Below are 24,891 nucleotides of genomic sequence, written 5' to 3'. Positions count from 1 at the left end.
CCTGACGGTCGTATGTGGAGCGACAGCCCCGTTGCCGGACCAGGACAGCAGGGCTCTCGCATGACGCTAGACGGGCAGATATGGGCTCGGCTTGCCGTACCAGCTGATGCGCAGGGTGTCGCGGGCGCGGGTGGCGGCGACGAACAGCAGTGACCGGGCCTTCAGTTGCTCGCGAGCAAGGCGCCTGGGGTCCGTGTCGCGGTAGCGCTGGACGACGGACGCGCGAGGGATGACGCCGTCGCGGGCACCGACGATGGCGAGCCTCTGGTATTCGAGGCCCTTGAAACGGTGCATGGTGCCGACGTGGATGTCGCCGTCTCCCTTGACACCCTCCTTGGTGAGTTCGGCGACGGTCAGCTCGGCCTCGGTCGCCAGGTAGTACATGACCTGGTTGACGGCTTCGCGGTCGGCGACACACACCGCGATGTTGCCTCGGGGGTCACGGACCTTGCCACCGGCTCCGCCGGTGGCAAGGTCCCGGCGCCAGGACCGGAGGGTGGCGGCGAGCTGGGCGAGTTCGTCGTCCCAGCTTTCGCAGCGGACGAGTTCGGGGGCCGGGCCCCGCAGAACCGATCGGTAGCCGTCAAGGTTGTCGGTACCGTCGTCCAGGTCGTCGAAGGTGATCTGGACGCTCTTGGGATTCACCACTTCCATGGCCCGGTTCAGGATCTCGCGGGTGGTGCGGTAGCTGAGGGTGAGGCGGGCCGCGCGACCTCGGATGTTGACGCCGACTGTCCCCAAGGTGACCTGCTGGTCGTAGATGCGCTGGTGGGTGTCGCCGGCGATGAACATGTCGTCCTCGCCCTGCGCGACCATGGCGCGGAGCATCTTCCAGTGGGCGGGGCGGAGATCCTGCGCCTCGTCGACGACGACGTGCTTGTAGCGGTGGCCCAGGTAGTACATGCCGGAGCTGTCGTCGCGGTGGATGAGGTCCTTGCCGCCGATCTCGTCCTTGTACTCCTGACGTTGCTCGATCTTGGCGGCACGCTGCATCTCGAAGCGGGCGGCGCGCTCGGCGGCCTGGCCCCAGGTCTCGCGGCCCTCCTTGTCCAGACGGGTGGTGAACTGCTCCAGGATCTTCCAGATCTGCGCCCGGTCGGGTCGGCTGACGGACCGCCCCCGTCCGGCTCGCCGCGCGTCGAAGTACGCCTTGCGGGTGCCGAGGGACTGGCCGAGGATCACCTGCTCCCATTCCTCGTAGAGGAATTCGGCGTCCCAGCGTTTCTCGTCGAGTTCCAGAAGGACCTGGCGGAGCGTATTCAGCGCGACGTTGTCGTAGATGCGCTGCTTTCCGGCGCCGGCGAGGGTGTTCTCGTTGAGGACGCGGGCGGCGAGCTGGTCGATGTGCGTGATGTCGACGCGGGCCAGCAGTTCGGGTTCGAGAAGGGACGCCAGGCGGGCGCGCAGGTCGGTGGTGAGGTTCTTGGTGAAGGTGGTGAGCAGGATGGGTTTGCTATGTCCGGGGGGCAGCTGTTCGGCAAGGTGCTTGACGCGGTGGAGGGCGACGATGGTCTTGCCGGTGCCGGGGCCGCCGGACACCCTGAACGAGCCGCTGTAGCGGCGGTCGACGAGCTTGGCCTGGGCGGGGTGGAGGAAGACCTTCCAGGCGCGGAAGTCGCCCTCTTCGATGATGTCCTTGAGGGCATCGTCGATGGTGGTGACCGTGGTGCGGGCGAGCGCCGCGTCCAGGTCGTGCCGCACGGATTCATCGAGTTCGACGTCGACGGGAGCGGTGATCTCCTTGCGCACGTCCTCGATGGACAGGCCGGCGGCGAGGCCGTACAGGATGTCCTTGGTGAGGAGGGGGGCGCCGGAGACGAGAGCGTCGAGTTCGGTGCTCTCGGTGACGGCGAGGGCGAGGGCGATGAGCTGTTCGGCGACGCCGAGGTCGCGGAGGTCTTCGGCGGTGAGGCCGGCGAGGAGCGGCTCGGCCTCGGGAACGTGGGCCGCATCGTCCGGGGGTTCGATGGTGGCCGGTACGGCGCCGGACGTTTCCCGCTCGTCTGCGGCTTCGGGCTGCTCGGCCGGGGTGAGCGTCATCCCTGCTCGCTGGAGGACGCTCTGGCCCACCACGGAGAGGTCGACGAACTCGATCTCTCCGGTGATGCGGTTGATCGCGACGGAGAGTTCTTCGTAGACGTGCTTGCGGTGTCGGACGGCGACGACCAGCCACTTCTCGCGACCGGCACCGTCGATGCCGATCTTGGCGAGCAGTGCCCGGTAGGACTGGTCAATCTTGGCACGGTAGACGCGGCCGTCGCCCTTGAGCGGGATGAGATCGAGGCCGGGGTGGTCGGGGTTCTGCCGGAAGCGGTGGGAGAAGTCGTAGAACTTTCCCTTGACTGATCGGTCGAGCTTGTACAGCTCCTGTTCGGCCTTCTCGTACAGGCTGAGCCGTGCGGTCATCGGTGGGTGGTGCCTTCCGTGTCCGGGAGCAGGGTGAGCAGGGTGTCGAGGTGGTCGAGCCAGTCGGCTGCCGTGCGCAACGTCCAACTGTCACTGGCGTAGGCGGCGTCCCGCTTCTGCCGTTCCTCGCTGTCGTGGGCGTCGGAGTCGACGAACACCGCCACCTTGGTGGCACCGGGCCAGGCGAAGTCGGCCTGCCAGCCGCGGTCGCCCAGCTCATAGCCGAAGACCGGGGCTTTCTTGCCCCGCGCGGCGAGTGCCTTGGCCAGCCGGGTGAGGTCGGAATCGGGCTCGTCCTCTTCGAGGAGTTCGAGGATGTCCTCATCCCAGGCCGCGTCCCGGAGCAGTCCTTCGACCGCCTGCTCCAGCGAGGAGGAGGTCGAGGCCCGGTCCGGCCCCACTGCCGGCCCGGTGCTGTCCGCCGCGGCCGTCGCACCCTCCGCCGATGGGTTCGTCGTGGCCGTCTCCGGCTGCAGCCGGGCGATGAGCGTCTCCAGTTCCCCGGGGCCGCCTCCGACCCGCAGTGCCTCCACGGCGAAGTCAGCGGCCAGGCTGCCGGCGAGTTGCACTCCGTCGCCGCCAGTGAAAGCGAGGAACTGGAGGAGGTTGGACCAGTAGAGCCAGGAGCGCCACCGGAGTTTGTGTGCGGCGGTCCCGAGCTGGTCGCCGTCCTGGTCGTCGAGTACGGCGAGGGCGCCCCAGCCAACCTTGGCGCCGCCGTCCGTTCCGCCGGACGGGTCGACGGTGTACAGGAGCGGCAGGCCGTGTTCGTCGGTGGCGGACAGGACGAGGATCTCGCCATTCCCAGTGAGGGGTTCGACGTCGGCCGCCGGGTTCCCGCCCTTCGCGAGGGAGCCCAGGCCACTGCGCAGCGTTGCGCGGGCCTGCGCGGGGTCGACGTTCTGGGCCAGAGGCTCGGGCGCGCTGAGCAGTCCGCCGACCAGCGCTTCGGCCCGCCGCCCCCAGCGGGTGCGGGAGGGGTCGCGGAGGTAGCCGAGGAACGTGTCGATGGGGTTGGCGAAGACGGCGTCGACGAGGTCGGCGCGGTCGCCGCCGAGTTCCTCGTACCAGTCCTTGGCGGTGTCCTGGCCGGTGCGCCAGTAGGGCGGCCACACCGGGCGGGCGGTCGCCCGTTCGCCCTTCTCGAAGAGTTCGAGGTCGTCCCAGGTGATCTGGAAGACGAGGGCACCACCGGCCCGCAGCTCGTCCCGCTTCGTGGAGTCGGCCGCGATGCGGTTGTGTGCGCGGGTGGCGTGGTAGCGGTGGCCGTCGAGGAAGACGTGCACCTTCTGGGGTGTGCCGTCGGTCCGCTCAAAGGTGAAGTCGGTCCGGGTGAACTCCTCGTCGCGCTGGGAGGTCAGGCGCCATGCCGCGGCCCCTGCGAACCGCAGGAGGCCGCTGTGCGCGCCGCTCTCCTCCAGAGCGGCGTCGTCCTGGCCGGTGCTCCAGGTACGCAGGGCGGCGAGGAAGCGGGCCTCCAGGTCGGACTCGACCTGCCGGTCCAGACCGATCGCCGCGGTCGTCGGAATCTCCTTGGTGGCCCAGTGGCTGACCGGGTTTCCCTCGTCGTCGGGGAGCGGACGGCCGTCCTCGTCGACGGGACCGAGCAGACTGTTGATGATCTCCAGCGCCTCGTTGCGCGAGACCGCGTCCTGGTGCCGCTCCTCCGCGTGACGGTGCAGGCAGCGGTGGCAGGCGCGCCGGCCCTCCTCCTTGCAGGGGCAGGCAATCAGCATCTCTCGTGCCTCAGCGAGAGTGTCGCGGAAGGCGTCGGGCTTCTTGAGCCGGTCCAGGTAGCCGGTGCCGCCGGGGAGCCGGTCGTACAGGACCAGGAAGTGCCGCCTCTCGCCGGTGGCGGCGTCGGGCATCGTGGCGAGGGTGGTGTCCAGGTGGACGGGGTCGCCGCCGAAGTGACGGTCGACGCCCAGCCGTAGCGCGGCCCGGAAGGAGTGGACCTTCTCGTCGACGAGTACGGTCGCGGCCGGCAACAGGATGCGCAAGGCCTCGGTGGTGAGCTGGTGGGCGAGGAGCACCGGTTCCTGCTTCGGCGCGTCCGGCCCCCTCTTGCCCCGGCGCAGCGGGCACCAGGGCTGGTGGTGCTTGACGGTGGGATTGCGTACGGCGGAGGTGTCGAGGGCGTCGGTGTCGTGGTCGAAGACCGGCTTGCCGTCGGCGCTCGCCGCTCCGCAGGCGGTGCACACATGGAAAGGCGCCATCCGGACGTCCTGTCCGGCCAATTGCTCCTCGGCGCGGGCGTCGAACCGCAGCGGGCCCACGTTGATCCTCCGGATGACCGCCTTGCGGGAGTAGTCGACGCCGAAGGTCTCGCGGGTGTGCCGCCAGGACGCCTTGGCCTCGATGTGCTTCACCGGGAAGTCGACCGCGTCGATGACGCTGTAGAAGCGCTGTTCGCGGTCGTCCTTGTCGTCCCCGATGCGGGCGTCGTCACGCTTGTCGCGGGAGGTGACGACGGTCGGTTCGATCACGTGGTGGAGGCAGGAGCCGTCGTCGGCGATACCGGTGCTGTGGCAGCGCGGGCACGGGCTGCGGTCCTCGGCAGCGTTCTCGGCGCGGACGAAGCCGCAGTCACGGCAGAAACGCCAGGGCGTCCAGTCGGGCCGGGTGGAGCTGCCGATCTCGATGCCGGTGATCTGGTGCTTGTAGCCGTTGACGTAGAACGTGTTGCCTGGCGCGAGTTCGGACAGTGCGTAGCGCTGGGGGCGCTCGTACGGGCGCATCTTGGAGTCGAAGCGTTCCCGCCCATTCTTCGGGTCGGAGCCGTCGGGCCAGTACAGGGTGGCGTTGAGGGTGGTGACGGCGTCGAGGAGGGCGTAGTTCGGCAACAGGCCGAGGTCACAGAGGGCCTGCTGGGCGGTCACGTTGCCGCGTTTCATCAGGCGTCGGCCGACGGCCCGGTGCTCCGCTTCGAGTTCGGCCTTGCGGACGCGCTGTTCGTCGTCGTCCTCGTGCAGTTCGCGAACAGCCTCGTCGATGAAGGTGAGCCTGCGCCGCAGTTCCTCCTCCCCGCGCTTCCACTGCCGTACGGCCTCCTCGACGGTGCCGCGCAGCTCGCGTCCGGCGTAGGCGCGCAGCTCGTCGGCTGCCTGAGGGCTGACGCCGGTGGGGAAGAGGTCGAGGAAACCCTCCACGTGCTCGGCGGCACCGGCGAGCGCGGCCTCCACGAGGTCTTCGAGGTATCCGGTGGGGCCGAAGAGGGCGGGCGCTTCACGGGGGATCGCGGCGAGCGTCCGCCCGTCGGCGCGCTTCAGCCGGCCCTGCGCGGCGAGGTCGAGGAGGTGGGCGAGGTACTGCCGGCGCAGGATCTCGATGGCCGACAGGTAGCTGCCCGGCGGCACGATCTGCCCGGCGATCATCTCGCGGGGCTGGTCGAGGTAGTACAGGTCCCGGCGACTGCGGTCGGGGATGGTGAGGAGGAAGGCGTTGCCGGTGCGCCGCCCCGCGCGGCCGACCTGCTGGACGTAGTTGGCGGCACGGCGGGGCAGGGCGGCGAGCACGACGGCCGACAGGTCGCCGATGTCGATGCCCATCTCCAGGGTGGGCGTGCAAGACAGCACGTTGGGGTCCTTGAACCCGCTGCCATCCCGGAACGCCGCCTCGACCCGCTCGCGTTCCGGGCGGGTGAGCATGCCAGTGTGCTCGGCGGTGATCACTTGGTAGGTGCCGGCCTTGCGGTAGAGCCTGCGGTAGTAGTCCTCACGGTAGTCGCGGTCGCGCTGGTGCCGGCCGAGCCCTTCCGGCCGGGTTCCGGCGACGAGACGGCCGGTGCGGCAGCGGTAGGCGGGACACTTCTGGCCGTCCCACTGGCCGAGCAGGGACGGGTGGACGGTCTGTTCCCAGAAACAGGACGGGCAGCGGACGAACGCCTCGTTGACCTCGACGTCCTTCAGCAGCTGGACGTCGATGGCGCCCGGCTTGAGCCCGTAGATCCGCAGACCGCTGTCCTCGGGCGTGCGTACGGCGAGCAGTCCAGCGGCGACGAGTTCGGGCAGCAGCCGGGACCAGAACTCGGCGGCCTGCTCGCGGGGCAGGCCAAGACTGCGCTGGGCCCACCGCTCGTACCAGGAGAGGCGTCCGGTGGCGAAGTCGAACTCGCTCCTCGGCTTCGGCGCGTTCAGCAGGAAGACGGGCGCGGCGATGCCCTTGGGGAAGGCCCTCATACCGACGGGCCGCTTGCCCCAGATGAAGTAGCGGCTGGTGCCGGCCTCCTTGAGGTAGCCCTCCAGCCAGCGATGGCCGATGGCTCCACGGGTCCGTAGCCGTTCCAGGAAGATGCGCAGGAAACCGAGGTACTGGGCGTCGTCCAGTGCGTCGGGGACGGGCAGTTGGCCGCCCTTACTGTACGGGGCGGTGTGCGCGGCGCGGACCACGTCGACGGCGGCCGCGGGGTCGGCGATGCGGACCTGTGCGGCGGCGGTCCGGGTGAGTTCGAGGGTGCGGCCGTTGCGGGAGCGGAACCCGAACTCCATCAGCGCCTCGAAGGCGAACCGCTCTCCGATCAGCTGCCAGGTCTTGTGGTCCCCGCCCCGGCCCTGACCGGAGAGCAGCTTCTTGACGCCCTTGATGTCGTGCAGGTCGGTGGGGACGACGGCGGCGAGCGTCGTGCGGTCGGTGGTCGCGGCGACCACGTCGGCGATCAGGTCGTGCAGCGCGGTCGGGGCGTCTTCGGAGAGGTGGCTCTTGAACAGGGCGCGCAGGGAGAAGGTGTACGAGCGGCTCGCCACGAAGCCGGCGCGGTGCGCGGCGTCCTGCACCGAGTCGTTGAACATCAGGGTCTTGGTCTCGCCCTGCTTCTCGTCCAGTTCCCCGCCGGTGAACAGCTGGGTGACGGAGGCGGCGGCGAGCGCGGCGGCGCCGGTACCGAGGAAGCGGATCGTGTTGCGCGAGCCGCAGGCCGGACACCAGTCCTCCTCGGCGGCGGTGGTCGCAGTCTCCCCCAGGTACACAAGGACGAACGCCGAGTCGGCGCTGGCCAGGCGGGGACCACCCGTCTCCGGGTCGTAGTCGGCGACCGGGTCGGGCAGCCGCAGCCTGCGCTTCGGGCCGTCCAGGACGCGGAGCTGGCCGGCCCCCGCCACACTGAGCGCGTTGGCGTCGGCGCGTTGGGCGGCGCGGCCCGCACCCTCCATGGGCGCGGCTCCGGAACCTTCCCGGGCCTCGCCGACGGTGGCAGCGATGAGATTACGCACCCGCATCTTGTCCTGGCTGACCGAGGCCCGCCGGATCTTGTGCGTGTCGACCTCGACGGCCAGGTCGTCGGACTCCGGGGTGAAGACCGCCCACCCGGAACGCCCGCAGTCACGGCAGTACACGGCGGGCAGGAACAGGTTCGCCGCCTGCCCCTCGGTCGCCGTGGTGACGGGCGCGGTGCGCGCCGCCGCCTCCTCGGACGTCTCGGGCGCATTGGCCGTGTCCCACTGGAACTCGGCCTTGGGCCACGGCAACACTCCCCGCACGAGACGGGACACCGACCGGGCCCACTGGTGGACCTCTATCTGTACGAAGGGGCGCGGCTCCTTGGGCGTGGACGCCGGGTCACGGGCCACCGAGAGCAGCGCGACGAAGCGGGCGAGCGCCTTCGCCGCCACCTCGGGCCGCAGGGTGACGGTGCGGCCCCACGCCTGGGCGCCGCGGCGCCACATCAGGTCGAGGACCTCGGGCATGGACCGCACCTGCCCGTCCAGGGCGTGCAGCACGGCGGCGGTCAGCGGATGCCGCTTCAGCACCCGGCCGAGCGTGAACGGATCCGTGTCCCGACTGCCGGTGACGGCCTCGGCGAGAGCGGTGAACTCCTCCTCGCCGAGGGTGGGGTCGGGCAGGGCGGCCAGTTCGTCTGGGGTCGGCACGGGCAGGATCGGGTCGAAGTCGCCGCTGGGCACGAACTCGTCCACGGTCAGCCGCTGTTCACCGACGATGGCGTCGGCGGTGAACTCGGTGCCGAACACCTGGGTCGCCACGTCGATCAACTGCCGCGCTCCGTCGGCATCTGTCCCGGAGGCGAGGGTCGCCGAGGTGGCGACCGGACAGATACGACCGAGCGGGCGCCCCTTCTCCGAGGCTCCGACGGCGGAGGAGAGCCGGCGCAGGAGCATGGCCACGTCCGTGCCCTGCGCACCGTCATAGGTGTGGAACTCGTCGACGACGACGTACCGGATGTCGGAGCCGGCCCACATCGCGGCGTCGTCGGCGCGCTGGAGCAGCAGGTCCAGCATCTTGTAGTTGGTGATGAGGATGTCCGGCGGTGTGACCTGCATGTCGTACCGGTCGGTGAAGACCCGCCCGTACCGGGTGGCCGCGCGCTCACCGATGTAAAGCCCGGCCCGGACCTTGCTGAGTTCCGGGTGGTCGGTGAGAAGCCCGTTGATGCGCTGCGCCTGGTCGGTGGCGAGGGCGTTCATCGGGTACAGGAACACGGCTTTGACGCCGGCGTACCCGGCCGCCCGCTCGCGGGCGCAGTGGTCGAGTACCGGGTACAGGAACGACTCGGTCTTACCGGAACCGGTACCGGTGGTGACGAGCGTCGGCCGGGGTGTCCGGCCGCCTGCGGAGGAGAGCCGCTCGAAGGCAACGGCCTGGTGGGCGTACGGCGTCCAGCCGTCCGTGCGTCGCCAGTCGAGGTACTGCTCCCACGACGGGTCTGACTGGACGAAGGGCGTGCGCAGCCGGAGGAACGGCCCCCTGAACATGCCAGAGTTGTCGTCCCCGAGGAACCTGTGCAGCGCCTTCCGCGCGCCCTCGTCGGTCAGCGCGTAGGTGGTGGAGAGGTACTGAAGCAGGCTCTCCTTCAACCCCTCCGCTTCGAGCGTCGGCCTCACGGCTTCGGCACCTCCTCCTTGACCGGGTCCCACTTGCCTGCGGCGACGGCGTCATCCAGCCGCTTCTGGAAGTAGGCGTGGGCTTCGCGCATTTCGGTCTCGCGGTCGGCTTTGTAGAAGGGGGCGGTGTAGCCGTCGGGGGCGGGGGGTTGGGGGGCGGGGTTGTTTGCGGGGTCTTCCTGGTGGGCTTTGAAGGCGGGGTCAGCCATGTAGGCCTCGAACTGCTTCCAGGTGTCCTTTGTCTGGCGCTGGCCGATGGTGCGGGCGTAGCTGGCCAATTTCCATCCTCCGGCGTCGAACCAACTGGCTGCTTCGTACTTCTGGAGCACCGGGAAACGGCCTCGGTACGCGGCGATCAGGGCATCAGCGTCCATGCCGAGCCAGACGGCCACGAGGGCGTCGATCTCAACGAGGGCGGACCTACGAGCTCGTTCGGAGCGGAGGGGCGTCGAGCGCTGCCATGTCGGAGTCACCGCCTCCAATGGGTCGAGCCCAGGCCACTCCACCGCCCAGGGGTCATACGCGGACCAGGTCCGGTCGTACAACTCCGCCCAGAGAGGCGCGTAGGCCGTGGTCAGGCAGTTGAGACGCAGGGTGCGAAGCAACAAGGCTGACGACAGCGGATGCTCAAGACTGGGTGCGGGCATGGATTTCGCCCCCGTAACCTGCAGGTCGTCTCTGCCAGTGGCACGCACAAAGTAATCCAATGGCAGTGAGGCCCAGAATCCAGCCACCAGCGCCGTGTGGCGGGGCTCTGGCAATACAAGGCTGTGCACTGCGTGGACGTGCGCTACACCTGGAGGAACAAGGGCCGGGTACAATGCCCTCTCGCTATTCGCGGAGATCCTTCGCCGCCACGCAAGACGGGGGAATGTTGTGACACGTCGGCGTGCGCGGCCGACCAGCACCGCGTCCACCTTAGCCGCGTTTGCCTCTTCCACCGCCACCAAATCCGCTTTGGCCACCTGCTCCTTGGCCCGCGCGACGGCTCGCTTGTCCGCCCGAAGCCGGGCCAGAGCACGGTAATCGATCCAGCGGTCCTGAGCTGCAAGATATTCCGCTGTCCGACCCTCAGCACGAACGTACGCAGTGTCCGGGACGAAGTCATCCGGGAGCGCGGTCAAGTCCGCTCCGTACGCGTCATTGCTATTGGCGTCGTGCCGTTTGAAAACCGGCGTAGCGACGCTCAACTGAGGACCCTTGAGAATGACGTGCCGCCACCGCTCGGGCTGATACTCACGCCCAGTTTCAGCATCCGGGCGATTGTAGTCGATCAGGTTATCCTTCTTGGCATTGGTCTCGTTGTAGCCGCCTGAAACCTGCGGCCTGAAGTTACCCAACCTCACGGGGAAATTAGCAAGAGCGGCGATAGCCGCCGACTCGGCGGTGCTGACAGGAAACAAAAGACGAGCCTGCTCAAGTGGCCGCTCACTTACGTCGTCGAGCAGGCGTCTCCAGACTGAGAGCCGGTCGCGGTCTACATGGACGACGCGAGTAAGGTGTGGCCGTTCGTCAAATTCACCATTTTTATAACGCACACCCGGAATGTCACCAGCACCATCATGCTCCGGGGAAAGCTTCAAAGCTTCGGCCGAGACCAGCCAGGAGAGGTGATCAAACCCGACTTCCTTCGGGCTACCGTAGACATGGACACCAAAGTGTGTCGCATGACCAACCGGCTCCGGAAAGAATCTTTGTCCTGAGTTAACGAAGTCACCGTGGATACGCAGTCTTCGATATGCAGCTTCCCGAAGTCTTCCTTCATTATCTCCGGTGAAGTGCGTGCCTGAGTGAAGAAAACCTGCACTACCAAGGATAGAGGCATGATCCCAGACCTGACACATGAATGCTCTGTAAAGGTCAGGTCGACTCCCTGCAATGAGGGGATACACCTGCTCCGCCGCCAGGTAGTCCGCCAGAGCGATAACGTCCGTTACTTCCCCAACCATGTACCCCGCAACGTCCGACTTGGCTAGCTCCAGCGTTCGCCGTCGATTCTTCTCCTCTATTGACGGCCTTTCCGTCAACATGAACCATGGATCGGATTCCGCCAGAACAGGGTTTTCATCCCAGTTAGGCCGCACCCAGGGAGGATTCCCCACCTGAAGGTCGAACCCTCCGCCCTTCGCAAATGCCAGAGCGAATTCCAACTCCCAGTGCAAGAAACCCTGCTCCTCCGCGATTTCCCGCACGCCCCCCATCCAGGGGTAGCGCGCCTCCGGGTCGGTGCGGTCCATCCACATCTCGTCTAGAAGCAGCTTCTCGTACTCCCCCAAGTCTTTGAGGTTGTCGAGGTCGGATCCAATACTGCCGTCGGGGACCGGGCCCACGCCGAGCATGGACTCCAGGAAGTCCAACCAGTCGTTCAGGTCCTTGAGCGGGATGACCGGGCGGCGGCGCTTCGGAGCGGGGCCGGTCGGCTTCTTGCGCTGCTTCGGTACGCCAGCCTTCTGCACCTCGTAGAAGTAGTCACCCTCCGCCTCCATGTTCGCGTCGTCGAGGGAAGGCTGATCACCGGCCATCTGGAAGAGCAAGCCCGCCTGAGCGAACCGGGGCGCGGGCTTGCTCGCCGCAGGAGAAGGCGCAGGTTCGTTACTCGGCCGCACCTCCTGCGGCGGTGCCTGAGGCGTCGCCGGCTCGCCGAACCCGCCCAGCAGCTCCTCCACGTCGACGGACTCCGCCGCGTACTCACCGTCCGTACCGTCGAGCAGACCGACCTTGTCCACGGGCCAGAACCACAACGCGCACCAGGCGTCCATCACCTGCTTCAGCCGCCAGTACGGCGTGTCCACGGCGTTGAAGAGGTCCGCGTAGACCTTCTCCTTCGACAGTCGCGTCGCACCGACACCGTTCTCGGCCCGTCGCAGGAACCCGAACTCGTCGTCCGTCGGGTCGGCTTCCCATACGTCGATGCTGCGGGCGATCTCCCGCTCCGACAGCTCCATCCGCTTGACGACGAGCTTCCACAGGAACTCCGCGCGCCGCGACGCGTCCCGCAGCCTCGTGTACTGGGAGGCGGCCTCGTCACCGGTCTTCCGGTCGATCCTCGGCGTACCGGCCTGCGTGTACTTCCGCTCCGGCTTCTGGAGAACGCCCTTCTTCCACTCCTTCAGCTGCTCCACGCCGCCCCCGGCCAGTTGCCCGAGCAGCTTCTTCGCGTCACCGCCCGCCCGCGTCACCGCTGCCCAGCCCGGCGTCGGCAGCAGGAACTGGTGCACCGACCCGTCAGGCAGCGGCTGCCACTGCCCGCCCGCCTCGTTGTCCCGGAACGGCAGCCGCGCCGGGGCCTGGGTGCCGTTGTCCTTGAGCCAGCCGGGCCTCCCCTTCTGAGGCGAGACGTCTCCCGCCGCGTACACCGCGCGCCGCCCGCCGATCAGCGAGTTGCCGCGCCGCAGGTGGAGCCCGAACCACGGCGCCCGCATCCCGGGGTGCATGGTGTTGAGCCACAGCGAGACCTCGGCCAGTTCGACGCCCGTGCGGTTGAGGTCCACGCCGTAGGCGTTGTGCAGGGCGATGTACGCCTTGACCTTCTGCTTCTCCGTCAGCGCCTGCGCGGTCGGGATGGAGCGGCCCAACTCGTCCTGCCGCCGCCGCAGATACTCCTCGGCAACCTGATTGATCGCCTCGTTGAGGAACGCCCCGGAACCGAGCGCCGGCTCGCAGATGCGGTACTTCAGCAGCTCGGAGGCGCTGGTCTTGATGACGTTCCCGGCCTCGTCCTTCTCCTGGTCGAGGCGATGCTTCAGAGCCAGTTCGACGGTGACCTTAGTCAGTGACTCTGGGGTGTAGTAGGAGGCCGAGGTCTCGCGGTCGCGTCCGGCGAGGCGGTAGACGAACGTCCCCGCCGGGTACTTCTTCGGCCCGCGCAGGCCCTTCTCCTCCCGGTCCCGCTCGTCGTACTCGACCCAGGTCTTCTCGTCGTACTCCTTGAGCCGGTACGAGGGGACGAGCCACGACCCCTTCTCCGGGTCGCCGCCCTTCGCGACCTCGCACAGCTCCTCCTCGGCGATGATGCCGGTGTACGACATCAGGCCCTCGTAGACCGCGCCGAGCTGGTTGATGCCGAGGTTGCGGTACGAGATGAAGCCGCCGCGCTCACCGCGCCGCTTGGCCTTCTTCATGGTGAGCAGGCGCAGCACCTCATGCAGGGCGCTGTTGCGCAGGCACAGGTCGAGCCAGACCGGGCCATCGGGGCTGTCCTCGTCGTGGCGCGGGTCGCGGGTGCCGCGGCCGATGAGCTTCACCGCCGTCGGTTCGAAGAGTTCACTCCGCAGCGGTTCGAAGCGCAGGCCGCGCCCCTCACTGCGCTGCTTGGCCTTCTTCTTCCGGGTTTCGGCATCGTCGCCGTCGCGCTCGTCCCACGGTTCGGTGCCGTACTCGCGGTGCCCGTAGTTGACCTTGTTGAAGAGGAGGGCGAGGGAGTCGTGCAGGTGGGTGCCGTTGCGGGCCGTCTCGTCCGTGAGCTGGGCATCCCGCTCGACGATCTCGCGCAGGCGGGCCACCGAGTAGCCGGCCTCATAGGTGCCATCGTCGGCGGGGAGGATGCCCAGTTCAGGGCGGGCCTCCGCGTACAGGAGGAACAGGATGCGGTAGAGGTAGCGCAGCGCCTCGCGGGTGAGCTGCCGAGCGAAGGGCTCCCCAGGCTTTTCGAGATGGCGCGGGTCGAGCTCGGTCTCCTCCAGCCTGGCCAGCACCTCGTTGGCGATGATCTCGACGGACTTCTGGAGTCCCTGGCGCAGCTCGCCGGAGACCCCGACCGCGTTGTCCCGGGACGCCTTGACCAGGGCGTCGATGGCGGGACCCTTGCCGTCCTCGGCCGGAGCGAGCGCGTCGTGGCTGAACAGACCCGCGATGGTGGCGAGTTCGCCGCTCTGGCGGCGGTCGTAGCGTTCCAGGGCGGCGTCGAGGTTGGCCGCGAGGTAGCGGCCCTCGCCCCACGCCTGCCGGTCGGCCAGGACGATCACACCGCCGCAGAGCAGCAGCACGAAGCGGGGGGCGCTGCTACCCTCGCCGCCCAGTTCGCTCTGGAACAGCCAGGTGGCGAGCGCGTGGCCCGACTCGTAGGTCTCACCGTTGCCCACCGTCCGCAGCGGGTGGAGCAGACGGCCGTAACCGTCGGCGTCCAGGGCGGTGTCGTTGCTCGCGGACCAGCCGCAGTCGACGGCGACGATGCCGTCACCGTGCCAGGCCACCTCGACGGTGTGGTCGCGTCCGGCGCGGTGGACAGTCAGTTCGCGGGGACCGGTCCCGGCGTCGGCCCCCGGGTAGCCGAGGGCGGTGAGCATCTTGCGGTGCCACTCGGCGACGCGCTCGCGCCACTCCTCGTCCTCGTAGGTGTTGAGGCGCTCCTCGAAGCCTTCCTTGTCGGGGTGCTCGTCGTCCTCCGCGTCCGCCTTGGCCTGCTCGGCGAAGAACCCGCGGTACTTCTCGTCGAGGTAGACGGAGCGCAGGCCGCGCAGGGCGACGCGCGGTGTGGTGCGCTTGTCGTTCTCGTCGGACTCGCGGTCCGCCCAGGCGGCGAAGACGCCCTTCTTCAGGCCATCGGCGAGCTGCTCGGCGAAGTAGTGCGCGGACAGGTACTCGCCACGGTTGGAGAAGGAGTCGAAGTCGGTGCTCATCGGGCGGTCGCCTCTCCGGCGTCGGGCAGGTCGGTCGCGGCGGATCCAGCGGTGGGCGGTGCGGGGGCGGCGGCGAGCGGTTCGAGGACGGCGAGGAGCCGCAGCAGCGGGGCGCCGGAGGTGCGCAGGGAGCGGATCAGCGTCCGGCGCCGGTCGGCCGTGAGGTTCACGTCGTTCTTCTTCTTCTGGGAGCGGCGGGCCTCCGCGGTGAACAGCGCGGCCTGCTTCCACTCGGCGACGCGCTTCTCGAACGGCGCGAGCACCGCCTCGATCTGCTGCGTGTACTCGGCCTCACGCCCCTCCAGAAAGCGCCGTGCCTCACTGACAGCGGCCGGCACCCAGCGCTGGAGGGCGTCCTTGTTCACCAGAGCGGCCCGCCCCGGCATGCTCGGTCCGACCCGGCACGTGGCGAGGAAAGCGTTGTCCATCCGGTGGGTGCGCGGGGCGTCGGGCAGTCCGGTGACGGCCATCCACTCGACGACGGTGGGACGTCCGGCCTTGTTCGAGTAGATGCCCTGGAGGAGGTAGACCGGGCCGTCGAGCGCGGCGGGCAGCTCCGGATCGATGTCGGCCGCCTTGTCGCGGTCCGCGTCGAAGGCGAGCACGAAGGCCTCGTCGTGGCGGAGCGCGGCGAGCGCCTTGTCGGTGACCCAGTCCAGGACGGGGTGCACGTCGGAGACGTAACTGACGTTCGGCCACTGGCTGTCGGACTCCTCGCGGGCCACCTTCAGACGCTTGCCGGCGAGACCCTTGTCGAACGTGAGGCGGATGCGCGCCTCCTTGTTCGCCGTGGGGAGGATTTCCTGCTCCGTCAGATAGGACTTGGGCAGGGCCTTCAGACGGTGGAGGAGGTCCGGCGGCGGCTGGAAGGCGAGGGTGCCGTCACCTTCGCGCCGGAGCTTGAGGGCGATGTCGGGGCTGATGGGGTGGCAGACCTGGCGGAGGGCCTCGTCGAAGTAGTCGGCGGTGGCGGTGGCGGTGCCGACCGTGCCGAACAGGCTGGGCACGGTGACGCGCGGTACGTCGTCCGTCGGCTTCTTCGCTCCGACGTTACCCATCGCCCTGGCCAGCATGGCCTTCGCTCCGCCGCCCACCGTCGACGACGACTGCTTGATCGACTCCTCGACGGTACGGCCGGCGATGAGGTCGCGGGTGAGCCGGTCCTCTTCCTCCTTCGCCTTGTAGATTCCGGTGACCGCTTCGGCGGTGCCCTCGATGCGGTGGGCCTCCTCCTCGCGGGCGAGCAGCTTCGCGCCGACGAGGCGGTCGTCGAGCGGCAAAGGCTCGTGGGTCGTGTCGTCCGTACGCCACTTCACGTCGCTGGTGAGCACCAGGGCCCGGAACCGGGGGTTCTTCTTCTGCCCGTAGCGGTCGATGCGGCCATTGCGCTGTTCGATGCGGATCAACGACCAGGGAAGGTCGTAGTGGATCAGCTCGTTGCACTGCTGGTGCAGGTTGACGCCCTCGGAGGCCACGTCGCCGGTGAACAGAAGCCGGACGGGCTTCGTGGCCAGCCCGAACTCCGCGACGATGCGCTGCTGCTCCTGCTCCCCGGTGGAGTCTCCGTGCATGACCTCGACGACCCCGCCGTACGCCTTCCAGGGCTTGGACTCCTCCTCGGCCAGCTTCGTCGACCGCGGGAAGCCGAGCCGCTCCGGTACCGTCTCGGCCAGCCATTTAAGGGTGGGAATGCGCTCAGAGAAGACCACGACACGGGTGTCGGAACCGGGCTTGACACCGATTTCCTTGAGGACCTCGACCAAGGCTTCGAGCTTGGACGAGTCGTCGTCGCCGAGATCGTTCGCGAGCCGGGCCAGGTCGACGATCGCCTTCTGCTCGACCTGGCGCGCTGCCTCGAGCTGCGCCGGGTCCTGGCCCTTGCGGCCCTTCAGGGGCTTGGCGAGGGTCTTGTTCCGGGAGGAAATGGAGTCCTGGAAGGCACGGTGGGAGGAGAGGAACGCCTTCAGCAGGTTGTAGGCGACCATCGAGTCCACGCACACGGAGGAGGCCGCCGGGTCGCGCGGGATCCAATGCGCGGCAAGCTCCTCCAAGACCGCCTCCTCCTTCGCGGTCGCCTTGGCGATCACCGGCTTGGACGGGCCGCGGTCCGCCCACACACCCTTGAGGGAGTCGCGTACCTCGCGATCGGTCTTGGTACGGCGGATGTAGAGGTGCTTGAGGTCCTTCACGTCATACGACGACGAGTCGGCGATCGCGGCATCGTCCAGCATGCCGATCAGCTCGGCGAACGACTCGGCGTCCCCGTTGTGCGGGGTGGCGGAGGCGAGGACGAAGGCGTCGCTGCGTCGCGCGAGGAGACGGGCCAGGCCGTTGTTCTTCGTGCCCCGGTTGACCAAGTTGTGCGACTCGTCGATGACGACGGCGTCCCACTCGGTGTTCTCCAGGTGGTGGGCGTAGACGTCGCTCTTGAGGGTGTCCACGGAGATGATCGCCCGCTTGAAGTAGGCGAACGGGTTCCGGCCGGCCGGGATGTCCTGCTGGATGCGCTGGATGCCGGTGGAGTCGAGGCGGACGAGCGGGATGGAGAAGCGGGTCCACAGCTCGCGCTGGAACTGCTCCAGGACGTGCGCCGGCGTGACCACGAGAATGCGCTCGCCGCGGCCCCGGCGGATCAGCTCGGCCAGGAGGATGCCGATCTCCAGGGTCTTGCCAAGACCCACCACGTCCGCAATGAGCACGCGTGGCTGGGGGTTGTCCTTCGACAGGGCCAGCTCGGCGGGGCGGAGCTGGTGCGTCTGCTGGTCCATGAGGAAGTTGCCGACCAGCGCGAGCCCGTGCTCGGTCTGCGGCAGCGCGGTCTTGCGGATGACGGCCTCCAGGTAGAGGCGCGCCTTGCGGTGGTTCGGTGAGGAGTCGGGAACCAGGCGGGTCTTGTCGGGGTCGATCGGCTCGATGTGGTCCAGCTTGTCGTAGAAGACGGCGTCCATGCCGCGCACCAGGGCGGAGACGCCGGTGACCTCGACCATCCAGCCGTCGTACTTGGTGTCGGCGACCTTCTTGACCAGCCACTGCTCGTCGCGTACTAGGACCTGAGAACCGGGGGCGAACCCGGGGCGGCCCGAGCGCGGATCGGCATCGGACAGAGCCTCCGGTGCTGTCCGCTCGCGGAACCTCGAGCCGTCGACCGCGTCGAACGTCCCCTGCCCTGCGGCTGTCGTGCCGCCGCCCGCCCCCGCACCGCTCACGAACCGCTCCGCTCCCTCGTCGTTCCGCATACCGTTCCTACCGCTGCTTGCCAATGTTCTCGCCCGCCGCGAGTTCCGACGCACCGCGTCGCCCTGCGCGAGACCGTCCCTGCCCACCTGCTCACCGCATGTCACAGGGCCGGTTGCATCGCGTACCGAGCCCTCAGCTCCTCGGCCACCTTCTGCGAGGCCGGTTTCCGGCCGGGCCTGCGGGGCGGCTCGACAGGCGACCGCTCAATGGGGCGGGAGGTGTCCGCACGATCCGCGGCGTCGCCCGAGGGTACGACCGCGGACACGGTGTGGGCCTCGCCCGCACGCTCCGCACCGGAGGAACCGGACTGCTCCCCGTCCTCGACCGGGTCGGGGCTGGCAGGGCGGTCCAGCGGGCTGTCGGCGCCGTCCTCGTCCACGACCTGGGTGTGCACATCGAGCGCATCGCCGTACTGGACGGCGATGCGCTCCCAGATCGCCGGCGAGGGCCCGGTGCGACCCGCCGCTCCACCGAGGGGAGCCATGACGTCGATCAGGGCGTACCGCGCCTCTACAGGTGTGAACCCCGCGCCCCTCATCAGCGCCACGCACTGGTCGGTGATCTCCGCGAGCGTGGGCCGCTCCTCCGGGGCGTGGGCGAGCATCGCCGTGACCAGTGAGGCGAGCGCCTCGGGCAGCCCGGACAAGTCCGGCGGCTGCGTCTCGTCGGTCACCTTGGCGACGATGGCCGGCCAGCCGTGGCCGTCGTACGGGTAGTGGCCGGTCGCCGCGTACAGCATGACCGTGCCCAGGCCGTACACGTCGGCCGGAGCCTTCACCCGGGAGCGGCCGAGCGCCTGCTCCGGCGGCATGCAGCGGACCGTGCCGATGATCATGCCGTCGTGGGTGAGGGTGTCCTTCCCCGCGTCCATGAACGCGCCCAGCCCGAAGTCGATCAGGATGGGGCCGTACTCACCGAGCATGACGTTCTGCGGCTTGAGGTCGCGGTGCAGCAGATCGACGGCGTGCACCGCCTCCAGGCCCTCGGCGAGCAGCGCGCCGAGGCTGGCGACCAGCGGCACCGGGAGGGTTCCTGCCCTCTCCACCTGCTCGTGGACGGTGAGCCCGTGCACATACTCGACAGCCATCCACGGCTCGTCGGCGTAGGGGTCGGCGTCGAGGAAACGGGCCACCCGGTTGGTTCCGACGACCGTCCGGGCGATCAGCGCCTCTCTCTCGAAGCGCGCTCGGGTCGCCTGATCGAGCCTGTCGTTCCTGATCACCTTCACCGCGACCGGGTCGCCGCCGGGTGAGTAGGCCAGATAGACCTGTCCCATGCCCCCCGCGCCCAGCTCGCGCTCAACCGTGTACCGGCCGATCTGCGTGGGCACCTCAGTCATCTCTGCCGCGTCACCCTCTCGTGCCCACCTGTCCAGGCACGTCACACTTTCACCGAAGGTTCACCCTATCGCTGCGGTCGGAGCGTCGTCATCGGGTTCTCGGCCTCTGACATCGCCGAACGCGGGTCCGGCCAGGAGTGGCTGCTCCCGCTTTCGACCACTACTCACCGTACGCAGTCACGAAGCTGCCGGGCGAACGAGGTCAGGTCCCTCATGTTTTCCGGTGGCAACGGATCGTCGTCGAAGTGGGCGATCCTGTTCCTGATGGCCTGCACGCGCTGAAGATGGTGGACGAACTGGCCGCGGTCCAGTGCTGGACGGCCCAGGGCGACCCAGTTCACATCAGCACGCTGCGCGAGGGCGGGCTTCCTCTGCTGAGTGCCATCCAGGAGCAGGACGTAGTCGCCGAACATCAGGTCTTCCACCTTGCCGGTGCGATGTTCCGGCTTGCGGTTGGTCGCCTGTACGGCGGTGACGGCCTCGGCCTCCAGACGGGCCCCCAGCCAGCGGCGCAGCAGCGACTCGATCTCCCCGAGAAGGAAGAACGGGCGGGCGGTGTTCTGGAACCGGCGGACGATCTCCTGGTACGTGACAATGCCGGATATTCGGCCGTCCTGCCCTCGCACCAAGACGTATCCGTGATCGACGAGCATGGGCAGACAGCTGAACAAGTCCTCCCTGCTGTCGAACACCGGCAGCGACTCCTGCTGCATTGCGTTCTCCAGCGTCGCCTCCCAGCCGTTCTCGTACATAAGGGCGATCGACTTCCAGGTGACCACTCCGTGGAGCTCGGTCATGTTGCTCACCACAGGGATCTGGTTGTAGCCCTCGTGGCGCATGAGATAGGTGGCCTGGCTCAGTTCGGCGCCACGGGAGACACACTGGAGGCCGCCCACGGCCGAGGGCAGGTCCCCCAGCAGCAGGCGCTGCGGCAGCGCTCCTGGCGGCAGCGGATCGGCCGGCACGGCCGGATCCTCCTCGGGTGCCACCGTCGTGGTGGCCGCGACCGGCACGAGCCGTACCCGGGCGAGGGTCGGGCAGGTCGAAAAGTCGGGGAGCGTCGTCAGCCCGGCGGCGACCAGCGACTCGCTTATCTCCCGGATGATGCCGGCCTGCCGCACCCGCACCTCGTACATCGCCAGCAGCTCGGACAGCGCGAGTTCCGCACCTTTGAGGGCGATCAGCTGTGCCGTTGTCGGCTTCTTCATCAGCGCTCCCCCTCCTCGTCCGCCATGCCACGGACGACCGTGGTGCGCTTACCCATGGCCTGGTACACCAGGTCTTCCAGCGCGGTGGCGCGCGCCTCGAAGAACGCGACGTAATCGTTGGCCCGCAGGGCCTTCGCGTCGATGAGATGGGTCGAGATCACGTCGTCGAACCACTCAGAGCGCATGTCGGCCGCCGCCGCAAGGGGCTCCAGGTACGCGGCCGGGGCACCGCTGAGGGCCTGGGCCGCACGGAGGGACAACGGGGTCTTGTTGATGATGGAGTTGGCCGGGTAGCGCTCGTCGAGATTCCGGCGGACCCAGTTCTTCGGGAAGATCTGGTGTACGTCGACGCCGTACTCCACCAGCGTGCCCGGAGCCATCGGGCCGTCGGTGTAATGCCAGTCCACAGCGCCCTGCCGGATCAGGAGCGCGAAGATGCCCTTGTACGCGGCACTGTTGCGGGTCTTGAGGGTGAGCAAGCGCTCGGGGACGAAGAAGGAGTCAGCGATCGTGTCGGGAACTTCTCCGTCCTCACGGATCCACGCGATCAGTTGCTCCACGTCACGGGTGAATCGGGTCTCCGTCGAGCCGCCGTACATCTCGCCAAGGACACCACACCAGTACCACTGCGTGACCTTGTGAGTCGCTTCCGGGGTGTCGAGATCTTCACCGAGGATCGCCCGGACCGCGGCCAGCGGAACCATCTGAGTTCGGTACGGCAGGTCCGCGGCGTGGACGATGCACTGCGTGAACAGAAACTCGCCGACCCATGCGAAAGCATCCTGAAGACGGGGGGCAAGCTCCTGGAAGTCCTCCAGTGGGAGCTCCAGCAGATCGCGCCGCTTACAGGAGACGCCCACTGTGGAATCGAGCAGCTTGCGGTTCCATGTCCGCACCAGGGCCACCGCCTGGAGGAAGTCGCTGTTGGTCAGACCGTCGTCGAGGTCCACCTCAAGGCGGCCGAGCACCGGATACCGCTCCGCCACCTGCTCCTTGATCGAACGCCAGACGGAGGGGAGGTCGTAGTAATCGCCCGTGCGACTCGTGTACTCACGATCCCCGGCATAGGTGGCTGTCAGCAGTTCGAAGACATTGAGTGGGACGCCTCCGGTGTTGACCCGTTCGAAGACGGCACAGACGGCGTCCATGGACGTCGACGAGGACAGATTGATCATCGGCACCTGGAACGACCTGACGGGGTGCAGCACCTGGTCCTCGAACTTGATCCACAGGTCGAAATTCTGCGCCTCGTCGGCCTTCTCGTACTCGCGGCGCCACGCATTGACCCTCTGCGTGTCGAACACGATCCGCAGGGGGAACAACCCCGCGGCGCATTCACCCGAGGTGTCGCTGAGGTCGTGCACGACCTTGCGCCCGAAGTCCCTGCGCAGGATCCGATCCTCCGGCACAGAGACGATCGCCTCGTCGCGGTCGGACGGTGAACCGGTCGCCTTCGCTATGTCGACGTAGTACCAGCGGCGGACCGACTTGCCGCGTGTGTCCACGGTCCGGACCGGCGCATCGGCCACGTACAGAGCTTGGAAGAGCGACGTCAGACGCTGCTGGCCATCCAACAGCAGGAGACTGGGATCCCGCTCTGCGCCTGACTCCGCACCTGTGAGGGGCCTGGTACGGAAGCGGGAGGCACCGCCGGTCTCCAGCGTCATCGTGACACCCAAGGGGTAGTCGAGCGTCACGGTCGCGATGATGGCCCGGATGCGGTCGTCGTCCCACTTCCAATCCCTCTGAAAGTCGGGAAGCTGAAGCCTTCCCGAGGCGACGTCACTGAGAAGCGTCTTGAGATTTGCACTGTCCAGCCCTGCCACGTGCCCCGTTCCCCACCCTCGCGTCTTCGCTGACAAGGCATTGCATCAAGGGAAGTTTGCGCCGTCAACCGTTACTTGACGTTACGTCACATGCGCAAGCGGGCTAAGAGTTCATCTCATTTGGGGTGTTCGATAAGCTCCAGATGTGGGGGTCGATGAGCGGCTGGTGCCGGATGAGCTGTGGGAGTGGTTCCAGCGGGTGGTGCCGGAGGCGTCGACCCGTCTACAAGGAGGCGGGCGACGCCGGCACGGAGACCGGGAAGTGCTGGCGGCGATCGTGTTCGTGACCACGTCGGGCTGCACGTGGCAGCAACTGCCGTCCGCCTCGTTCGGACCCTCGGGAGCCACGGCTCACCGGCGTTTCGCCGAGTGGTCGAAGGCCCGAGTGCGGGCGAAACTCCATCGCCTGGTCCTCGACGAACTCGGCTCCCGCGGTGAACTGGACTGGTCTCGCTGCGCGATCGACTCAATGAACATGCGGGCCCTGAAAAAGGGGAGCCGACAGGCCCGAATCCTGTCGACCAAGGCAAGTACGACTCAGAGATCCACTTGATCACCGAGCGGTTCGGCCTGCCCCTCTCTGTCGAGATCTCCCGCGCCAACCTGCACGACAGCCAGGCCTTCGAACCGCTCGTGCGGGGCATACCACCCATCCGCTCCCGTCGCGGGCAGTGTCGGCGACGGCCCGCCAAACTCCACGGTGACAAGGGCTACGACTACGACCACCTGCGCCGCTGGTTACGTAGCCGCGTCATCCGGCACCGCATCGCCCGCAAAGGCATCAAGTCCTCCAAGCGGCTGGAACGTCACCGCTGGACCATCGAACGCACTATGGCCTGGCTCGCCGGATGCCGCCGCCTCCACCGTCGCTATGAACGCAAGGCCACCCACTTCCTGGCGTTCACCAGCAGCGCCTGCACCCTCATCTGCTACCGCAGACTCACCAAATGAGATGACTTCTTAGTACTGCCACGGTGTTTGCCGTGATGGTTGGCCAGGCTGGTCGTTGGTCTGATCACGGGTGGGGACCTTGCTGATGTCAGGGTGTGGGCCGGTGAACTGGACGCTGTGCACGAGCGGTTCGTGCATCGGTTTTCCAGGACGGAGCCGCGGGAGTCGGCGCTTGCCTATATGCGGGGACTGATTGCTCCGCTGGAGCGGAAGAACGGCTGGACACTGGCCGAACAGGCCGGTCACGCTGCTCCGGACCGTATCCATCGGCTGCTGAACCGGATCGAGTGGGAAGCCGACGAGGTCCTCGACGATGTGCGCGACTACGTCGTCGGGCACCTCGGCGACCCCGAGGCCGTGCTCATCGTGGACGACACCGGCTTCCTGAAGAAGGGCGTGCGCTCGGCAGGTGTCCATCGGCAGTACTCCGGGACCGCGGGGGCCTGTGTCTGAATAACTGTCAGAGTTGATCTGTGCAGGTGTCGTCGTGTGACGGTAGGCGGGCTTGCAGTTGGGTGAGGGTGCGGGCGGGGGTTCCAGGTAGCGGAATGACCGCGACGCGGTGCAGGTCCAGGAGGCGGTGGCCGTCTTGGAACTGGTTGGACAGGTTGGTGCGGCCGACGTTCAGGAGCTGGGCCAGAAGTGTGCTGGTGACGGCTCTGCGGCGGCGTAACAGGGCGGTCATCACGCGGTGGTAGTGGTCGAGGCTGCTGGTCTGCGGGGGGAGGTAGCTGCGTGGGCGGTGGAAGCGTCGTTGGAATGCCGCCTCGGCCAGGGCGTCCCAGTACGGTTCCGAGATGGCGACCAGGTGGTCGAAGGCGGAGCGTGACATGCCGGTCAGGGCGGGATCGATCCGCTGCCGGCTCGGTGCGGGCTCGGGGAGCCGGGGTCGGACCGGTGCCAGGGAGTAGTACCAGTCACCGTGGAAAGCGTGGGGTGTGATGGGCAGGGCATGGGACTCGGCGGGTGGGACTGTGGTGCCCAGGTCATATCGGCCGGTGTCGAGTTCGGCTCCGATTCTGAGCCCGGTGCGGGTGGTCGTGGCGGCGATGGTCTCGATGATGACCTGGTAGCTGGTCAGGGGCCTGCCGCGCCAGTTCGCGGTGATGTGGCAGAACATCCGGTGTTCAATCTTGTTCCACTTCGATGTTCCGGGTGGGAAGTGGCAGACCGTGATTTCGAGTCCGCTTTCCAGGGCGAAGGCGGCGAGGTGCTTCTTCCATGTCCAGCGGCGGGGGTCGTTGGAACCACCGCAGTCGGCGGTGATCAGCAGCCGGTCGGCGTCCGGGTGATCGCGGCGTCCGCGCTGCTGCCACCAGCGGCGGATGGATTGCACCGCGAACTCGCCCGTGTCGTGGTCGGTCCCGACGTTGACCCAGCCGGTGTTGCGGGCGATGTCGTAGATCCCGTAGGGGATGACTACGGGCTGGTCACTGGTGGTGAACGTGTGGCAGTCCACCGGAATGGGGTTCT

Annotated in this window: 8 protein-coding genes and 2 pseudogenes; 2 read left to right on the top strand and 8 right to left on the bottom strand. The window is 67.9% G+C overall.

What is annotated here, in order from left to right; genetic code table 11:
- Nucleotides 1–66: 66 nt before the first annotated feature.
- From AB0D04_RS30245 to AB0D04_RS30215, 7 genes are all read right to left on the bottom strand, one after another.
- Nucleotides 67–2,406, bottom strand: coding sequence for a UvrD-helicase domain-containing protein (locus AB0D04_RS30245; protein ID WP_362709652.1), 2,340 nt, complete (start codon nt 2,404–2,406; stop codon nt 67–69).
- Nucleotides 2,403–9,239: a DEAD/DEAH box helicase gene (locus AB0D04_RS30240; protein ID WP_362709650.1), complete on the bottom strand. Its 6,837-nt coding sequence runs from the start codon at nt 9,237–9,239 to the stop codon at nt 2,403–2,405. The genes AB0D04_RS30245 and AB0D04_RS30240 overlap by 4 nt, the downstream gene beginning before the upstream one ends.
- Entirely contained in the window at nt 9,236–14,857 is a 5,622-nt protein-coding gene (locus AB0D04_RS30235) for a hypothetical protein (protein ID WP_362709648.1), read from the bottom strand. Before AB0D04_RS30235 ends, AB0D04_RS30240 begins: the two co-directional genes overlap by 4 nt.
- The gene (locus tag AB0D04_RS30230; RefSeq protein WP_362709647.1) at nt 14,854–18,093 is read right to left on the bottom strand and encodes a DEAD/DEAH box helicase; all 3,240 of its coding nucleotides are present in this window, start codon (nt 18,091–18,093) and stop codon (nt 14,854–14,856) included. The genes AB0D04_RS30235 and AB0D04_RS30230 overlap by 4 nt, the downstream gene beginning before the upstream one ends.
- A gap of 101 nt (nt 18,094–18,194) precedes the next feature.
- Nucleotides 18,195–19,433: a serine/threonine-protein kinase gene (locus AB0D04_RS30225; protein WP_362709644.1), complete on the bottom strand. Its 1,239-nt coding sequence runs from the start codon at nt 19,431–19,433 to the stop codon at nt 18,195–18,197.
- Nucleotides 19,434–19,597: 164 nt separating this feature from the next.
- Nucleotides 19,598–20,641, bottom strand: a complete 1,044-nt coding sequence (locus tag AB0D04_RS30220) for a CBS domain-containing protein (RefSeq protein ID WP_362709642.1) — start codon at nt 20,639–20,641, stop codon at nt 19,598–19,600.
- On the bottom strand, nt 20,641–22,467 hold the full coding sequence (locus AB0D04_RS30215) for a DUF262 domain-containing protein (protein WP_362709640.1): 1,827 nt from the start codon (nt 22,465–22,467) through the stop codon (nt 20,641–20,643). The genes AB0D04_RS30220 and AB0D04_RS30215 overlap by 1 nt, the downstream gene beginning before the upstream one ends.
- A gap of 145 nt (nt 22,468–22,612) precedes the next feature.
- Between AB0D04_RS30215 and AB0D04_RS30210 the strand changes: the two genes are divergently transcribed.
- A protein-coding gene (locus AB0D04_RS30210; protein WP_362709637.1) for an IS5 family transposase occupies nt 22,613–23,418 on the top strand; the annotation gives its coding sequence in 2 pieces (ribosomal slippage) (nt 22,613–22,954 and nt 22,957–23,418; 804 coding nt in all).
- A gap of 93 nt (nt 23,419–23,511) precedes the next feature.
- Nucleotides 23,512–23,859: pseudogene (locus tag AB0D04_RS30205) on the top strand (transposase); the annotation flags it as partial.
- A gap of 454 nt (nt 23,860–24,313) precedes the next feature.
- Here the strand turns inward: AB0D04_RS30205 and AB0D04_RS30200 are convergent.
- A pseudogene (locus tag AB0D04_RS30200) lies at nt 24,314–24,891 on the bottom strand (ISAzo13 family transposase); the annotation flags it as partial.

Origin of the sequence: Streptomyces sp. NPDC048483 (assembly GCF_040651455.1) — a bacterium.
Lineage (GTDB): Bacteria > Actinomycetota > Actinomycetes > Streptomycetales > Streptomycetaceae > Streptomyces.
The sequence above is the reverse complement of the archived record's forward strand: the minus strand, read 5'-3'. Positions and strand labels throughout refer to the sequence as shown.